16 protein-coding genes are annotated in these 16,277 nt (G+C 63.8%); 6 read left to right on the top strand and 10 right to left on the bottom strand.

All coding sequences use genetic code 11. From position 1 onward, the window contains the following. The first annotated feature begins 54 nt into the window (after positions 1 to 54). Positions 55 to 1,623: an EAL domain-containing protein gene (locus FJQ89_RS04730; protein WP_141169260.1), complete on the top strand. Its 1,569-nt coding sequence runs from the start codon at positions 55 to 57 to the stop codon at positions 1,621 to 1,623. Next, on the top strand, positions 1,620 to 1,973 hold the full coding sequence (locus FJQ89_RS04725; RefSeq protein WP_141169259.1) for a hypothetical protein: 354 nt from the start codon (positions 1,620 to 1,622) through the stop codon (positions 1,971 to 1,973). The genes FJQ89_RS04730 and FJQ89_RS04725 overlap by 4 nt, the downstream gene beginning before the upstream one ends. A 3-nt stretch (positions 1,974 to 1,976) precedes the next feature. Here FJQ89_RS04725 and FJQ89_RS04720 read toward each other — a convergent pair whose 3' ends face one another. From FJQ89_RS04720 to FJQ89_RS04710, 3 genes are all read right to left on the bottom strand, one after another. Further along, positions 1,977 to 3,344: a serine hydrolase gene (locus FJQ89_RS04720; protein WP_141169258.1), complete on the bottom strand. Its 1,368-nt coding sequence runs from the start codon at positions 3,342 to 3,344 to the stop codon at positions 1,977 to 1,979. A gap of 124 nt (positions 3,345 to 3,468) precedes the next feature. Further along, positions 3,469 to 4,842: a serine hydrolase gene (locus tag FJQ89_RS04715; protein ID WP_141169257.1), complete on the bottom strand. Its 1,374-nt coding sequence runs from the start codon at positions 4,840 to 4,842 to the stop codon at positions 3,469 to 3,471. 11 nt (positions 4,843 to 4,853) lie between these two features. Then, positions 4,854 to 5,828 (bottom strand): VirK/YbjX family protein, encoded by a 975-nt coding sequence (locus tag FJQ89_RS04710; RefSeq protein WP_141169256.1) that lies wholly within the window; start codon positions 5,826 to 5,828, stop codon positions 4,854 to 4,856. A gap of 208 nt (positions 5,829 to 6,036) precedes the next feature. Here FJQ89_RS04710 and FJQ89_RS04705 point away from each other — a divergent pair, with 208 nt between their 5' ends. Genes FJQ89_RS04705 through FJQ89_RS04695 form a run of 3 tightly spaced genes read left to right on the top strand, consistent with a single transcriptional unit; the run spans position 6,037 to position 7,310 of the window. Further along, positions 6,037 to 6,471 carry a DUF1801 domain-containing protein gene (locus FJQ89_RS04705; protein WP_141169255.1) on the top strand — a complete coding sequence of 145 codons (435 nt, stop codon included), beginning with the start codon at positions 6,037 to 6,039 and terminating at the stop codon, positions 6,469 to 6,471. Beyond that, entirely contained in the window at positions 6,468 to 7,019 is a 552-nt protein-coding gene (locus FJQ89_RS04700) for a hypothetical protein (RefSeq protein WP_141169254.1), read from the top strand. Before FJQ89_RS04705 ends, FJQ89_RS04700 begins: the two co-directional genes overlap by 4 nt. A gap of 3 nt (positions 7,020 to 7,022) precedes the next feature. Further along, positions 7,023 to 7,310 (top strand): hypothetical protein, encoded by a 288-nt coding sequence (locus tag FJQ89_RS04695; RefSeq protein WP_141169253.1) that lies wholly within the window; start codon positions 7,023 to 7,025, stop codon positions 7,308 to 7,310. A 166-nt stretch (positions 7,311 to 7,476) separates the two neighbouring features. Here the strand turns inward: FJQ89_RS04695 and FJQ89_RS04690 are convergent, their stop codons facing one another. Further along, positions 7,477 to 8,499 carry a DNA-binding protein gene (locus FJQ89_RS04690; RefSeq protein WP_243136421.1) on the bottom strand — a complete coding sequence of 341 codons (1,023 nt, stop codon included), beginning with the start codon at positions 8,497 to 8,499 and terminating at the stop codon, positions 7,477 to 7,479. A 266-nt stretch (positions 8,500 to 8,765) separates the two neighbouring features. Here FJQ89_RS04690 and FJQ89_RS04685 point away from each other — a divergent pair, with 266 nt between their 5' ends. Continuing rightward, complete coding sequence (locus FJQ89_RS04685; protein ID WP_243136420.1) at positions 8,766 to 9,749, top strand: tyrosine-type recombinase/integrase; 984 nt, start codon at positions 8,766 to 8,768, stop codon at positions 9,747 to 9,749. Positions 9,750 to 11,016: 1,267 nt separating this feature from the next. On the opposite strand, the gene FJQ89_RS04680 is transcribed toward FJQ89_RS04685, so the two are convergent. The 6 genes from FJQ89_RS04680 to FJQ89_RS04655 all read right to left on the bottom strand — a co-directional run bounded on the left by FJQ89_RS04680 (position 11,017) and on the right by FJQ89_RS04655 (position 16,256). Further along, a complete protein-coding gene (locus FJQ89_RS04680) occupies positions 11,017 to 11,274 on the bottom strand; it encodes a hypothetical protein (RefSeq protein ID WP_141169250.1) in 258 nt (85 codons plus the stop codon). A gap of 493 nt (positions 11,275 to 11,767) precedes the next feature. Then, a complete protein-coding gene (locus FJQ89_RS04675; RefSeq protein ID WP_141169249.1) occupies positions 11,768 to 13,237 on the bottom strand; it encodes an aminotransferase-like domain-containing protein in 1,470 nt (489 codons plus the stop codon). A gap of 10 nt (positions 13,238 to 13,247) precedes the next feature. Then, on the bottom strand, positions 13,248 to 13,832 hold the full coding sequence (locus FJQ89_RS04670; protein ID WP_141169248.1) for a LysE family translocator: 585 nt from the start codon (positions 13,830 to 13,832) through the stop codon (positions 13,248 to 13,250). Between the two features lie 218 nt (positions 13,833 to 14,050). After that, on the bottom strand, positions 14,051 to 14,503 hold the full coding sequence (locus FJQ89_RS04665) for a PaaI family thioesterase (RefSeq protein WP_034748275.1): 453 nt from the start codon (positions 14,501 to 14,503) through the stop codon (positions 14,051 to 14,053). A gap of 34 nt (positions 14,504 to 14,537) precedes the next feature. Continuing rightward, on the bottom strand, positions 14,538 to 15,029 hold the full coding sequence (locus FJQ89_RS04660) for a MarR family winged helix-turn-helix transcriptional regulator (RefSeq protein WP_141169247.1): 492 nt from the start codon (positions 15,027 to 15,029) through the stop codon (positions 14,538 to 14,540). A 45-nt stretch (positions 15,030 to 15,074) separates the two neighbouring features. Further along, positions 15,075 to 16,256 carry a citrate synthase gene (locus FJQ89_RS04655; protein ID WP_141169246.1) on the bottom strand — a complete coding sequence of 394 codons (1,182 nt, stop codon included), beginning with the start codon at positions 16,254 to 16,256 and terminating at the stop codon, positions 15,075 to 15,077. Positions 16,257 to 16,277 lie beyond the last annotated feature (21 nt).

The raw sequence follows: 16,277 nt of genomic DNA, 5'->3' as shown, positions 1-16,277 counted from the left end.
TGGCATTCATATAACTACCGCAGGTAATCCTCGGTCACGGTGCGGGAGGCGCACATGCGCAGAAAACGAATTATTATTACGAGCGTGCTGGTCGCCGTCATCGGCGTGGCCGCTCCCCTGAGTCTGGCCTTCTACTTGTCGTCCGTGCGCGCAGAGCAGGGCGAGCAGGAACGCCTGCGCCTGCTGGCCGGCTACGCGCTCGAGCGCGCCCACCGTTCGATCGCCTCGGCCAGCATGGCCCTGCGCAGCGCCGATGCGCTGGACCTGGCGCCGTGCTCGGAAGCGCATATCCAGCAGCTGCGCCGCATCACCATGACTACGCGCAGCATCGACGATATCGGCTATATCGAAAACGGCTTGCTCAAATGCACGTCCACGGGCATGGAGGAGACACGCATCGCCATCACGCCCGCCGATTTCACCCTGGCCAATGGCATGGGCCTCGATTTCAACTTGCGCCCCGTCGTCAGCGGCGGCAAGCGCATGGTAGGGCTGACTTACCGCGCGTACAAAGTGCTGATCGATCCCGTGCGCTTTTCCGACGTCATCGTCGACAGTGAAATCCAGATGGCTGTCGCCATCGGCAAGCGCGGCGTGCTCGACACCTTGCACCATCCCGACCCCGCGCAGGTGCAAGCCTTGCTTGCCGGCACGGGGGCAGAGGACAAGCTGGCGCACGAGGACAGCATCCATGCGTTGCTGTACCGCGATGGCTTGACGGCCGTCATGATCGAGCCGCGCAGCAAGCTGAACGACAGGCTGCGGCGCGAACAGCTGCTGCTCCTGCCGCTGGGCCTGCTGATGGCCGCCTTTATTGTCGGCATCGTCATCTGGCTGTCGCGCCGGCGCCTGTCGCTGCGCGGCGAACTGGAAACGGCGGTCGAGCGGCGCGAATTCTTTGTCCATTATCAACCTATCATCGCGCTCGACACGGGCGTGTGCGTGGGCGCCGAGGCGCTGATACGCTGGCGCCGTCCCGACGGCAGCATGATACGGCCCGACCTGTTCATCCCCGTGGCCGAGGAAAGCGAGCTCATCTTGCCCATCACCGACCAGGTGATCGCTTGCGTCATCGCCGACATGCGCGCCGCGCTGCTGGCCGACCGCGAGTTGCACATCGCAATCAACCTGTGCGCCAGCGATATCGAAACGGGCCGGGTGCTCGGCGTGCTCGAGCGTGCACTGGACGGCACGGGCATCGAGGCGCAGCAGATCTGGCTGGAAGCGACGGAACGGGGTTTCATCAACGTGGAAGCGGCACGCGCCACCATCGACAAGGCCAGGGCGCGCGGCCACGCGGTGGCCATCGACGACTTCGGCACGGGCTATTCCAGCCTGTCGAGCCTGCAAAACCTGCCGCTCGACGCCCTGAAAATCGACAAATCGTTCGTCGACACCATCGGCACGGACGCGGCCACCAGCAGCGTCACGCCGCACATCATCGACATGGCCCGCACCTTGAACATGCTGATCGTGGCCGAAGGCATCGAAAGCCAGGCCCAGGCCGACTATTTGCGCGAACGCAAGGTCGAATTTGGCCAGGGCTGGCTGTTTGCCAAGGCGCTGCCGGCGGCAGAATTCCTCGGTTTTTACGCAACCCGGCGCATGCCGACTTCCACATGAGCCAGCCACGCTTTCCCTATCCCTTGCAGCCGCTGCGCGTGCCTGGCGGCTGGCACATCACCGTCAACACCCTGTTCGAGGTGGAGCCAGGCCCGGATACCATGCAATGGTTCAGCAGCGCGCTATTACTGTGGGGCAGCTGCCGCGACACGGGCTACTGCTTCAATTCGCACTTCGAGCCGGAAGACGATCCCGATGGCGAATTCGTGCTGGAGATGGGCAAGGTGCAATATGACCGCCACGGCAAGATCGTCCGGGGCAGCGACGCCTTCCTGGGCGAATTTCGCACGCGCAGCAAGGCGGCGTTTATCGCCCGGGTCGAGCTATTCATGCAAGACCCGGCCGCCTGAGCGCTACGGCTTGCGCGGCAAGACCACGTCCTGCCCGCCTTGCGTGAGTACGGCGCTGATGATCTTGCCTGCCGCAGCGCGCGTAAACGCCAGTTCCGCGTCGATGGCGCGGAAGAAAAACTGGTCTTTCGCGCTGGCAAACAGGGGCGCCGAACCGACACCGGTTCCGGCCGCTTCCAGGCCGTTCTTGCCCAAGGTCACCGTCAACGTGAATTCCTCGCCCAGCGGATACTCGCCTACGTACTCGGCCAGCGCGGCGTGCGGCAGCGCGATGGCGGCTTGCGGCTTTTTCAGCGGCGGCAAGGGCGTGCCAGGCAGCAAGGCGGACAAGCCCAGCGCATCGACGGTGCGCGCCGTGTTCGTCAGCACCACCACGCCCCGCTTGCCGTCCGTGGTAAACGCCGCATAGCTGGTGTAGCCGCCCGTCTGGCCGCTGTGCCAGGCGTAGCTTTGCCCCTGTTGCTGCTCCAGCAGCCAGGCCAGGCCGACTTTCGTTGCGCTATCCGGCGCCAGCGGACGCTGCGGCTGGATCGCCAGCGCGTACGGGCGCAGCGGCTTGAACATGTACGCCTGCAGGTAGGCGACCATGTCGCGCGCGCTCGAATACACGCCACCGGCTGGCGCCACCACGTTCAGCTCCCAGGCCGGTGTGGGCTCGCCCGACAGCAAATGGCCGGGCGCCAGGCGCGCCAGCATGCCGTGGCTGGGCGTGTTCGAGGTCGAGCGCATGCCCAGCGGCACGGCGATGCGCTTTTGCAGCAGCGCTTCATAACTGCTGCCGGCCTGCGCCGCCAGGGCCGTGCCCAGCACGGCATAGCCGATGTTCGAATAGTCAAATGCCGTGCCCGGCGCGCGCGGCAGGTGGTAGGCGGCGAGAAACTGCCGCTGTTTGGCTTGCGTGTAATCGGCATACGGATTGGCCGGGTCTTTCGGCCTGAAGTTGTCCGGCAGGCGCGGCAGCGAAGAATAGTGCGTGGCCAGGTCGAGCAGGCTGATCTTCTTGCCGTCGAAGGCGGGCAGCGTATAGCCCGGCAATAATGTCGCCACCGGTTCGTCGAGTTTGACCTTGTTCTCGGCGACGGCGTCGGCCAGCAGCAAGGCCGTCATGGTCTTGGTGACGGACCCGATCTGATAGACGGTATCGGCGCCCGGTTTCATGTTCTTGCCTGGCTGCACGCCGCCAAAGCCGTAAACGGCGCTGTGCTTGCCATCGAGTACGGCAATGACGATGCTGGCGTGCATGCCGGTGCGCGTGAGTTCTTCCGCGCGCTGGCGCACGGCGTCGTCGAGGATGGGCGCGGCCAGGGCAGGAGCGGCCAGTGCAGCGGTGCCGAGCAGGCAAAGGGGGAGGAGGGCGAAAGTGGGTGTCATGGGAACCTTGTCCAGGGTGGGCCGAATGCACGCCGGCGCCTGGATAAGATGGCTGGCATGCCCTGGGAAGGATACGGCGCCGATATGAAGGGCGCCTGAGTTTTATGCCACTTTTGCCGCTTTGCTAAGGCTTGCGCTTGCCCGGCAGCGCCTGGCCGTTCTGGTGCAGGACGACGCCCGTGATGGCGCCTTGGGCGTCGCGCTGGAATACCAGTTGCGCTTCGACCACCTTGTAAAAGAAGGTGTCTTTCGCGCTGGCGTACACGGGCGCTTCGCCCTGGCCCGTGGCGCCCACCAGCAAGCCGTCCGGCCCCTGGCGCACGCTGAGGACAAACGTGGGCGCCAGCGCATACTGGCCCGCATATTGGACCAGTTCGGCCGGGGCGATGGCGATTTCCTTCGGCGCCGGGGCATTCGGCGGCGGCAGGCTGCCGGGCAGCAGCACGCCCACGCCCAGTCCATCGACGTCGCGTGCCGTGCTGCTCAGCACTACCACGCCCCGTTTACCGTCCAGCGTGTAGCCGGCAAAGCTGGCATAGCCGCCCGTCTGCCCGTTATGCCAGGCGAAAGGCTGGCCCTTGACCTGGTCGAGCATCCACGCCAGGCCGATCTTTTTCACGCCGTCGCCAACCCCAGTGCCGGCCAGCACCTGGCGCGGCTGGACGGCCAGTTGCTGCGCGGGACTGGTGCCGCGCATATACGATTGCATGTAGGCAATCATGTCGCGCGCGCTGGAACGCACGGCGCCGGCCCCTGCGATGGCCTGGAAGTCCCAGTTCGCGGCCGGCTTGCCGTCGGCCAGGTGGCCGGGCGCCAGGCGCGCGAGCAGGGCGGGCGTCGTCACTGCCGAGCTGCTGGCCATGCCCATCGGACGGAAAATGCGCGCTTGCAGCAGTTCTTCGTAAGACACATTGGCTTGCGTGGACAAGGCCGTGCCCAGCAAGCCATACGCCAGGTTCGAGTATTCATACGCGGCGCCGGGCGCGCGCGCCAAGGCATGGCCGGCCAAAAAGGCGCGCAGCTGGGGTTCGGCATAGTCGGCGTAGGGATTGCGCATGTCCGCCGGCGCCAGGTTGGCGGGCAGGCGGGGCAAGCCGGAAAAATGCGTGGCCAGCTGGCCTACCGTAATTTGCTGGCTCGCCAGTGCGGGGATGGCGTAGGCGGGCAGCAGTTCGGCCACCGGCTGTTCCAGCTGCGCCTTGCCTGCCACGATGGCGTCGGCCAGCAGCAAGCCCGTCATGGTTTTCGTCACGGAGCCGATTTCATACACGGTATCCGCATCGGGCACGCCCTTGTCGCCGGGCCGCGCGCGGCCGAAGCCGTACACGGCGCTGTCCTTGCCGTCGATCACGGCGATGACCAGGCTCGCATGCTTGCCGTCACGCACCAATGTTTCTGCCCGTTCACGCACGGCGGCATCGAGGACGGGGGCGGCCAGGGCGGCGGCGCTGGACAGGGACAGCATGGATAGCAGCAAGGTGGGTAAGCGCGGGAGCATCGGCGATTCCGTCAGGTAAGTGATTGATGTGAATACAGCATAACAGTTTCATTGACAAGATGGCCGTTTTGGCAAGATGGCGCGGTGAGCATGGCCGCCAGCTGCGCGCGCATGTCGGCGGTCATGCTGAGCAGCAATTCGCCACGCCGGCGCGCATCGGCGCGTTTCTTGGACGGCACCTCGGCCAGGTCCGGCACCCGGTAGGGCAGGCAAGGCAAGTGATAATTACCGTCGCGCATGCGCAGGGCGTGCAATTCCTGCCACGCCAGATCGTAGTCGGCGGCGATATGGCGCCGGCGCCGCGCATTCAGGGCGATGCGGTTGTCATTGCTGATCAAAAACAGGTTATTGCAGGCAAAAAAATCCCCGAAGTCGCGCAAGGCCGTCACCATCAGGTTTTTCGGACGGCAACCGTATAGCGCCCGCGTGGCAGCTTTCACGGCTTGCGCTCCCGCGTCCGAACGCAAGCCTTGCAGCGCGCCCAGTTGCAGGGAGACGCCATCGGCGCGCGGCAGGAACAAAAAACTGGCCAGGTACAGGGGCTGGCCATCGCGCGTCAGGCGCAGGCACAGTTCGCCTTCGCGGTAGCTGTCGTGGATGGCCGTCAGCTGCAAACGGTACAGCGCCCCATCCTTGCCTTCGAACGCGGCCAGCACGACGGGCTGGCGCGCGGCGCGCTCGACCAGGGCACGCGCCCCGGCCTGCCACAGGAAGCGGTAATGCCCTTCCAGCAAGGCCAGGCGATCCGTGCAACCGAGCTGGCGCGAGGCGTAGGGCCGGTAAATCTTGAAGCGCAGGCAAGGATGCAGCTGCGCCAGCGAATGCAAGCCGGGCATGCTATCCAGGAAGGCTTGCCAGCGCGTGCGCTGGCGGGGAAAGAAGAGGGCGCCAAGCGCCGCTTTCAGGCGGTGGCCGCTGGCGGGCGGCTGGGGCACTGCGGGCGGCACGGCGGCGCCGTGGCGCAAGCTTAAAGCGATGTCATTCATGGTTCTGCCGGAAAATGGCAGGCGCTGCACAATGAGAGCCTTGCCAATTTGAATGCTACGCGGGCAAGGTGAATTTCATGTTAAGAAGCTGGCGATACATCAAACGCGGCGCAACACGCGCCTGGACGCAGAAGTGCTAGCATTGGGCACCCCCGGCATCGCGCAGGCGCACACGGGCACAGACAGGCCAGGAAAGGAGAACGCAGCCATGAAAAAAACAGAGCCAGACACGCAGTCCGAGGACGGCGCGGTGAGCGCCGCGTCCGCTACCTGCCAGATCGACGCTAAAATCGCCTCGCTGGCCGACTGGCGCGGCACAACCCTGGCCGCCGTGCGCGCGCTGATCCGCCAGGCGGACCCGGACGTGGTCGAGGAAGTCAAATGGCGCGGCGTGCCCGTCTGGTCGCATGCGGGCATGATTTGCACAGGCGAAACCTATCAACTGGCCGTGAAGCTCACGTTCGCCAAGGGCGCCGCCTTGCCCGACCCTGCCGGCCTGTTCAACGCCAGCCTGGAGGGCAGCACGCGCCGGGCCATCGACCTGCACGAAGGCGAGCACCTCGATGCCGCGGCGTTCAAGGCGCTGATACGCGCCGCCGTGGCATGGAATACGGCACCCAAACCAAAGCGGACGAACACTTGAGACACTATTTGTATATCTGGCATGACCCGGTGGCGCGCATGATTGTCGCTTCCGGCCTCGAATTGAAGGATGTGATCCCCGCGCTCCAGGGCGCGGACGGCATCGTGCTGCGCAAGGGCAGCGCCGGCACGGCCAGGAAACCTACCGCCTGCCAGACGGTGGCGCGGCAGCAACTGGCGGCCCTGGCCCAGGAAGACCTGTACGCCTGCGGCAGCCATGCCTGGGCCGATTACCGGGGCGCGCCGCCGGCCCCCGGCGATGCGGAGGTGGCCGCGCTGCTCGGCCACCGTGGTGCGCTGACGCCGCTGCCCGCCTTGGGGAGCCGCTTTCTTGCCTTTGCCCACGACGACGGCTGGTATCTGAAGCTGTTGTATGCGGCATGGGACGATGTGGCGGCCTTGCTCGCCGGCGCCATCGCGCCAGCACTGGGCACGCTCGACATGGATGCACTGCAACGGGGAGGCGACGGCTACTGGCTGCAAGACGGCGTGGTCAACCTTGAACTGAGCACCCACGACATCGACAGCGTGCTGAATCGCCGCCTGTAGCCCATGAAAACACCGCAAGAAAAGAAACACCTCAGTTACGCCCAAGACCGCCGCAACACGTATGGCGAAAACAGTAAATCCTCGCGCACGGCGATCCGCGGCGCCAAGGCACGGGCGAATCGCAAGGAGCGACATACGCAAGAGCAACTATTGGCGGCCACCCTGACAGCGGGTGGCGCCGAGCAGTTGGCCGCTGTCGAGAACCGCGTGCGCGCCACGCCACCCAGGCGATGGCGCAAATTTCCCGATACGGCGCTCGGCCTGGTGCTGGCGCGCCGCAAACCTGTTTGACACTGCTATTGCAGCTCCCAGCACCGGAAGATTTGCCGCTGATCAACTGCCAGCGCCTGCAGCGGCGCGCCGATTGGCGTCAGGGTGAAATGCTGCGCATCTCGTCCCCACCGGCGATCCCCGTCCTGGGGCCATCATATAGATCCCAGACCAGGTGTAGACGGTTTCAAACATCGCGTTTCTCCTGGCTATCCATGAGCAGGGCCAGCCTGGCCGCCATGCCGGCATGGTCGCGCAACAAGCCATCGCGCTCCTGCGCCAATGCGTCCATTTTCTGCTGCGCTATTTGCCCATGTTCCGCCAGCATGTCGAGCTGGCGGTCTTGCGCGGCCAGCGCCACCTTCGCGTCGTTCAGCGCCAGCAGGGCCGTATCGAGCTTGGCCAGCAAGGCATCGGCGGACGCGGCCGCCTGCAGATACTGAAATTCGAACTGGTCGCGCTCGGGGCGCACGGTGGCCAGCGCTGCGCGGTCGGCGGACGCTTCGCTGGATAAGCGTGTCTGCTCCGCCTGCAGCTGCGCCAGGCGCATGTCTTGCTGTACCAAAGTCGCTTGCTGGCCTTGCAGGCGCTGCTGCAACTGGGCGTTGTCCTGTTCCAGCCGGCTGATCCGTTGCTGCGCCTGCGCGCGTTCCTCGCTGCGCTGGGTAGCGGCCGCCTCCTGGTAATGGTCGAACTGCGAGCGCACCTGCGCCAGCTGACGATTCAGGGCGGCGATTTCCTCGCCCCGGTCGGCCAGGCGCTGCGTCAGGCCCGCGTTGTCGCTGTGCAAGGTGGCCAGCGTGACGGCGCGAAAATGATGTTCTTCCTTCAGTTGTGCCAGCGCGTGCTGCGTGGCGCGCAATTCCTGGGTGAGGGCGGCGCGCGCCTCCGTCAGCTTCAGCCGTTCGCTTTCCGTCTTCTTCAGTTTTTCCAGCGCCGCATCGAGTTCGGCGCGATTCTGCTGCATGCCCGTTTCCAGCTGCTGCGCCACATCACGCTGCTGCTTGTCATACACGCCGCGCATCGCTTCCATCAGCTCGGCCGGCAAGCCGGACTCCGTTTTCATGGCACCCGCACCCTGAAATTCTTCCTTCCAGCGTTTTAACAGGGGAGCGATGGTGCTCTTGCTGCCCGTGCTGCCCAGCGCCTCACGCACGCTGTCGACCGTGGGATTGCGCCCATCGGCAGCGACGATTTGGGCTGCTTTCATAACATCAGAGTACAGAATGCCGGTGCGGGCCATGAAACCACCTATGAACGAAATTTAGTAACGTATTACATGATACGTAATATCACATAATATTACGATATAAATTTTGATGGTTTTTGAAAAATATAAACTGCGATAAGATCGCTTATCGCGTGTTATGGGGGTGTTTGGCATGGTATTCTGCGTGTCTCCCAGTACAAAACCACGATTTCGCCACCGCCATGCCCGATTTGCCCCTCCCGAAACGCCGTGTTGGCGTGCCAAAAGTGCCAAAAAGCACCGCCATCGCCGTTGCACCGTTACACGGCGCCCTGATCGATGCCGAGCTGGCCGCGCGCCACCAGGCGTTTCTCGCCGCCGCCACCTCCGACAACACGCGCCGCACCTACCGTTCCGCCATCCGCCACTTCCGGGCGTGGGGCGGGGCGCTGCCTGCCGATGAGTCGACCATCATCCGTTACCTGATGGCCTACGCGGACAGCCTGAACGCGCGCACCCTGGCCCTGCGCCTGACGGCCCTGTCGCAATGGCATGTGTATCAGGGCTTCGCCGACCCCGCCTCCACGCCCACCGTGCGCAAGACCCTGGCCGGCATCGCCCGCCTGCACGGCAAGCCGAAAAAAAAGGCCAAGGCCCTGCCTCTGGAAGACCTGAAAGTGATCGTCGCCAAACTGGCCGAGCTGGGCAACGTCAAGGCCCTGCGCGACAGCGCCTTGCTGCAACTGGGCTTTTTTGGCGGTTTCCGCCGCAGCGAACTGGCGGGATTGACACTGGAAGACGTGAGCTGGGAGCCGCAGGGCATGGTGATCACCTTGCCGCGCTCGAAAACGGATCAACTGGGGGAGGGCATTGTCAAGGCGATCCCGTTCGGCGACGGCGTCTGCTGTCCGGCAACAGCCGTGCGCGCATGGCTCACCGTGGCGCATATCCGCACGGGGCCGCTCTTGCGTACCGTCAACCAGTGGGGCCATGTGGGAGCGAAGGGATTGCACGCCAGCAGCATCAACACCATCCTGGCAAGCTGCGCCAGGCTGGCGGCGCTTGATTACGTGCCGGAATTGTCGAGCCACAGCCTGCGCCGCGGCATGGCCACCAGCGCGCACCGCGCGGGCGCCGATTTTCAGGCCATCAAGCGCCAGGGCGGCTGGCGCCACGACGGCACCGTGCATGGCTATATAGAAGAGGCGGGCCGCTTCGAGGAAAATGCGGCCGGCAGTTTATTGAAGGCGAAGAGGAAGCCGGCGGGCTGATGGCGCCCGACAGCGCCTTGCTGGCATCGGTCTGGCGGCGAACAGGACGGCCAGTCTGACGCTCGCACCATGGCTTTAGTCCCAAAGCGGAGATTGATATTTATCCTGCGCCCTCCACTTGTCTAACGGAGCGCGGGCCTGCGTGTGCTATGTGAACCGCCCTGAGTAAACACGCGAGTGTCATTCGGCATGCATTTGCCGTGTGCCATAAACGTCACCTGGTCATCCAATCTTCGTAGTCTCACAGTGCAAGTGAATGCGTCCCCGATCCAATGGGGCTGGAAGTGCGTTGATGGAACGTTGGCTTTAAACTGCACCGTTACCGAGGCTTCAGTCAGATCCTCCACTTGCAGATTTTTTTTTAACAATGCACACCGTAGGAAGTCAGCATAACGCACTGCAATTCGAACGGCGTTTTGCCCACCGGGCGTGGCAGTTTGCTTCAACAGATCGAGTTCGACGCAGTAAGGCGCTGTCTGCACTTCCGCATAGAGCATGCCCAAAGCCCAGAAACCATCAAGGTCATTGCATCGGCTGTAGAACGAGTCAAGCAAGCCCGCCGCAACGTGATTCATTCGCTGACGTATCGCCAAAGTATTCTCCAAGGGGCTGTCCGTCCGCTTTGGGCCTGTCGTGTTGAAAAACGCGGGTACGTTAACGTTTAGATAGAAGTCCTGCCAGCCTAGACTGGCCAGAACCGCCGCTATTGAACGATCACCGATTGATTGGAGACCTGAGACCTCCGCGAATTGTTGCCGCTCGACTCTTTCAACACAATAGGCCGAATTCGGCCGTTATTCTTCACATTCGTCGAGCAAAAGCAAGTGCTGCACTTCTTCATCACTCGGCTGCCAGTCAGCACCACGTTCCTCGTAAATCTTTACATCAGTACAGATGCATTTCGTGCCAAGGGCCGTCCGCTCTTGGCCGTATGCTGTCTTCGCCGGGAGCATGAGCGGTTGAGTCGAACGAATCAATCGGGAACCCAAATTTTTTTCGGCACGGCGCGCACGTAGAGAAAAAGTAGGCCTAAGCAGATCCAAAAGCTATTTCTATAGATGCTTTCTTCCGGAAAAGTGAAGTTCAACATCACACATAACAAAATCAAACTTGCGATCAACGACGCTCCAGCGAAGGCAAGTCGTCGTGCATTATGCTCAGTCATCATCTTCTCCCGGGGCACTTCGTTCAGCGCAGTATATGCGAAAGCGTGAATAGGTCTGCTTCTGGCCACTAGCAGCAGGCACTGGCGCAACGACGATTGAGGTCAGATTTCCAAAGGCTTGCCATCGACAAGTATGCGTAATCGTTCACCTGAAAATCCAGCCCGCTGGCTTCCGTAAATAGCCTTGCCGATAGACTCGTAATATATGGATTCGCTGGCCTCGATAGAAACGGTCACACCAGAGTTTTCGGGACACATTTTTTCAAGAGCTTCCGCAACATCACTTGCTGACCGTAGTTTTGCACCATTCAAGTCCACGCCATCATTATCGGAAATTTGCAAAACAATTATCTTATCCACAATCGTTGCTCCAAAAATTCAAAGAAGCGATACTTCAGTACTTACATTAGTGAACGGCGGCTTCTGGCCGGTTGCAGTCGTAGGGCGAACGGTCGCTCCTCGGCCGATAGCGGACGTCCTGAATGCTTCAGTGTATGGCGTTGTTACTCCTTTGGCAAGAAGCAGGCAGGCCAGTGGCTTTGCAAGGCGCTTTAAGCTAGGGGATTAATGAAGTGAATGCGCTCCTGGGGCCGGTCGCCAAAGTGTTCCACGGCAGGTATCCGATAGCCATTGCGGTAAAGAGCCATCCTCGGCACCATACCCCAGCTTGAGGCGGCCCTCAAAAAAGCATTGAGCTAGAAAATCATGGGTGTTGCTGCTTGTAGAGCAGGCAGGTCAATACTGCCATGAGCAGAGAGAATACGACAAACGCCGGTCCTTGCACCGACCTCAGCCGCATGAGGCAGCCTATCGAAGGCGACGCCTGCCAGGAATCCGGGGACAACAAATCCTGTCAAGCATCCTTGCGCGCGATGCTGGCGGCGGCGCTGGCGCGGGCCAGGCTTGAGCGCGCGCCGGCCACCGCGCGCAGGCGTTCTTCCAGGTAGGCGCTCACGCGCGGATGCTGGCTGAAGGCGACGTTGAAGCGGATGTGCTGGTCGGGCGTGTCATTGGCCGAGAACGCGGCGCCGCGCATCAGCAGGATCTTGTTGCGGTAGGCGTCCTGCACCAGCAAGTCTACGTCCAGCCCTTCGGGCATGCTGCCCCACAGGAAAATGCCTGCGTCGCCGGGCTGCTCGAACAGCACGCCGGCCGCGCTCAGTTGCCGGGTGCTGGCGTTGCGCGCCACCATGATCTTGCGTTGCAACCGCTCCATGTGCTTGCGCAGGTTGCCGGCCTTGAGCACTTCCAGCAGCACGTATTCGTTCAGCGCAGGCAAGGTCATGATGGAATGGATTTTGGTGCGCATCAGCGGCTTGAGCAGGGCGGGCGCCGCGGCCAGGTAGCCCATGCGCAGGGCCGGGCTCAGCGCCTTGCACAGGCTGGAGTAGTAAATCACGCCGTCCAGTCCGGACAGCGACGCCAGCCGCGTGCTGTGGCCCGGCTGGAAATGGCCGTGCACGTCGTCTTCGGCGATCAGGAAGCCATACTGCTGCGCCATGATCAGTACCTTGTGCAGGTTGGCGGCGCTGCTGCTCCACCCGGTGGGATTGTGCAAGGCCGTCTGCATGAACAGCAGGCGCGGACGGTGCACGCGGCAGGCCGCTTCCAGCTCGTCCAGGTCGAGGCCATCGGGGCGGCGCTGGATCGGTACCAGGCGCACGCCGTCCTGGCGCAGCCGGCCGAACATCAGGAAGTATCCGGGGTCTTCCACCAGCACCGTATCGCCGGGCTGCAGGAAGGTGCGGCAGATCAGATCGATGGCATGGGTGCCGCCGAACGTGGTGAGGATGTGGCTGGCGTCCGCAGCGATGCCGATGCCGCGCATCAGCAGCGCGATCTGCTCGCGCAGTTCGGCCAGCCCTTGCGGCGGACAGCGCGAGGCCATGCCGGCCGCGCTGCGCGCCAGGCCACGTTGCACGGCCGCCGCCGGCAGCGCATCGTGCAGCCAGGTGGGCGGCAGGGCGCCGCTGCTGGCCAGCAGCACGCCCGGCCGCTGGTCGTTCACTTGCTGGCTCAGCCAGACCGGCTCCTGCTCCTGGCCCGCTTCCAGCGCCACCTCGTCGGGAATGGCGCGGCTGGCGTCCATTGGCGCGCAGACGAAGAAGCCTGTCGTGCCGTGCGTATCGATGACGCCGGCGGCCACCAGCCTGTCATACGCCACTACCACGGTGTTGGTGCTGACCGCGAGCTGCGTGGCGAGCTGGCGGATCGACGGCAGCTTGGTCCCGCCAGGCAGGACGCGTTGCGCGATCTGCAGGCGCAATGCGGCCTCGATCTGCTTGAACAGGGCGATGGGGGAGGAGCGGTCGATGGCGAACATGGGTGGCAGTCTAGCGTAAAAACGTCATGGCGAGGACCAGCAGGATGGCGCCCATCACCAGATTGAAGATGCGCTGGTTGCGCGGTGCTTTCAGTACGCTGCGGATCGAGATGCCGAACAGCGCCCACATGGCGTTGCACGGCATGCCCACCACGGTGCCGGTCACGGACACCAGCAGCGCGCTGGCGAGCATGTTGCTGTGCGCCGGCATGAAGACTGACGCCATGGTGATCGCCTTGAGCCAGCTCTTGGGGTTCAGCGCCTGAAACAGCGCCGCCTGCGCAAACGATACGGCCTTCGGTGCACTGCTTCCCGCCACCGAGGCGCCGGCCAGCTTCCAGGCCAAAAACATCAGGTACAGCGCACCCGCGATGCGCAGTACCTGCTGCGCCATCGGGTAGGCGACGAACACGCTGCCCAGCCCCACGCACATGAGCATGGTCTGCACAAAGATACCGGCCTGGATGCCGAGGATGACCGGCAGCGCGCCGCGATAGCCGAAATTGGCGCCGGTGGTGGCCAGCATGACGTTATTCGGCCCCGGCGTGGCGGACATCACAAAGCAATAGCTCATCAGGGGAAGGAGGTCGGTCATGGTTGGCAGTCGCAGCGTGGAGAAGGCCCCAGTCTAGAAGCGCGACACGGCAGGGACAAGACACAAGGTGCCGCGTAGCGGCACATGCTGTATCAGTCGAACGACTGCTACAGGGGGATGCCGGCCGCTACGCCCCGCCACATGCAGGATCTCACAGGGCGGCGGCATACAGCGCGTCAACGTCCCCGCCCCGGATCAGGTCGAGGTGCCGGACCGTATCAGGCGGCCGCCTGCTCCCGGGGGCGGATGATCATGCAGGTGGCTGTCGCGTGCGCGTACACTTTACCGGCCTCATCGCGGATCGTGCCTTCGGAAATGACCAGGTTGCGTCCCGCATTGATGACCTTGCCTTCGGCATAGACCGTCACGTTGAAGGGCAGGGGGCGGCACATCTTGATGTTCAGGTCTGTGGTGCCGTAGCTTTCGCCGGCAGGCAAGACCGTGTGCGTGGCGCAGCCCGTGACCGTGTCGAGCACGGTGGCGGCGAAACCGCCGTGCACGCCGCCCATGGGATTGGTGTGCGTTTCATTCGCCGTGGCCGTGAAGATCACGCGGCCATGCTCCACCGTGTGCGCGTCCATGGGCATGGTCTTGGAAATGCCGGGCCGGGGGAACAGGCCTTGCGCGAACGCTTGCATCAGTTGCAAGCCGGTCATGTCGTTGGGGTGCATGGGGTAACTCCTGTGGTGGTGATGAGGGGATGAGTCAGACGTCCTGCGCAAAACGCAGGCGCGAGGCATGCAGCAGGAAGCGGGCGACGACGGCCAGTTCTTCCTCGCTGAAACCGGCTTTCAGTTGTGCATTCAGGCTGTCGAGCAGGGGCAGGGCGGCGGCCAGCACCTCGCCGCCCCTGGGCGACATGTGCAGGGTGCCGGCGCGCGCATCGAGCGCCGACTGGCCGCGCACGATCAGGCCGTTTTCTTCCATGCGCGCCACCAGGCCCGTCACGGCCGAGTTTTTCAGTTGCAACAATCTCCCCAGATCCTTGAGTTGGCAGCCTTCCTCGCCCTTCAGGGCAAACAGGGCGACGACTTGCGTGCCGGAAAATCCCAGTTCGCTGGTGAAGACGGCATCGGCCGAGCGAAACAGGTTCTGGCGCGCCAGGTTAAGCAGATTGAACAGGCGCGGCGAACGCTCGCCCAGCGGGCAGGCGGCGGCATCGGGGAGGTCGGATTGGGGAGAGGTATTGGTACGCATGCGGAGTATACTACTACGTATGCGTAATAAATCAAGCGACTATTTTCAGTCGCGCTGGTGGCGTCCGATGTAGCGGGCACGCGGACGGATCAGCGCTGCGCTGGCGGCTTGCTCGGCCGCATGCGCGATCCAGCCGGCCGAACGGGCCAGCGCAAACACGCTCAGTGCTGCGCCCTCGGGCCAATCAAACGCCAGTTCCATGGCCGCCAGCGCCAGGTCGGCATTCGGCTTGACATCGAGCAACTCGCCTGCGGTGGCGCAGATGGACAGGATGGCGTCCAGCTGCGGGTACCCGGGCGACAGCGTTGCCAAGATTCCCAGCAGATACGCGGCGCGCGGATCGCCGTGCGGATACAGCGGATGGCCAAAGCCGAAAAATTCCGGCGCGACGGTCGCGTAGTATTTGCCGATGGCGGTGCTGACATACTTGGCGTCCGGCGCGGCCAGCGCCTGCATCAACATGCGCCGCGCCGCCGCACTGCCGCCGCCGTGTTTGTCGCCGGACAAGGCTGCCAAGCCCGCGCCCAATGCGGCGGGCAGGCTGGCGCCGGTCGAGGCGACGCAGCGCACGGCAAAGGTCGACGTATTCAATTCATGGTCGGCCAGCAGCACGAGGGCGGCGCGCAGCAATTCCGCTTGCTCCTCGTCGGCTTGCCACGCCTGGGCCAGTTGCAAGTGCAGCGGCAGGGCGGACGGTGCCGTCTGCAGCAGGGCGGCGGCCAGCAGGCGCATCAAGGCGGGGCCGGACTGCAGCGAGTGCGCAATGTCCGCTGGCGTCAGCATGGCCATGGCCAGCATGGCGCGCGCCAGCGGCGGCGCATCGGGCGCGCTGGCCAGCTCTTGCTGCTGGACAGGTGCATCCTGCCGGAAATAGTCACTCGCGCCATCGTCCCACAGCAGGCTGGCGGCCGCCTCCAGCGTCGCGGACGCGGCCAATGCCGTCGCATCGCAGCCGCGATACAGCAATCGTCCGTCAGCAATATGCGAAATCCGCGTTTCCAGCACGGGCAAGCCCCAGTGCATGGCGGCCACGGCCGTCTGGCCGCCTCGTTTGGCGTCGTTCTTGCGTGCCGCCAGGCGCAGCACGTCTTCCCGCGGATAGCGCTTGCGGCGCGATTGCCCGTTGCTGACAGAAGCGAGCAAGCCCCGGCTGACATACGAATACAGGGTGGGCAGGCTGACGCCCAGGAGGCGCGCCGCTTCAGGAGCGGACAGATCGTTGTTCATGGCGGCCATTGTAGCGGCTGT

This window comes from Janthinobacterium tructae (genome assembly GCF_006517255.1).
Classification (GTDB): domain Bacteria; phylum Pseudomonadota; class Gammaproteobacteria; order Burkholderiales; family Burkholderiaceae_D; genus Janthinobacterium; species Janthinobacterium tructae.
Note: the sequence above shows the minus strand (reverse complement) of the source record. Positions and strands in the feature narration are given on the sequence as shown.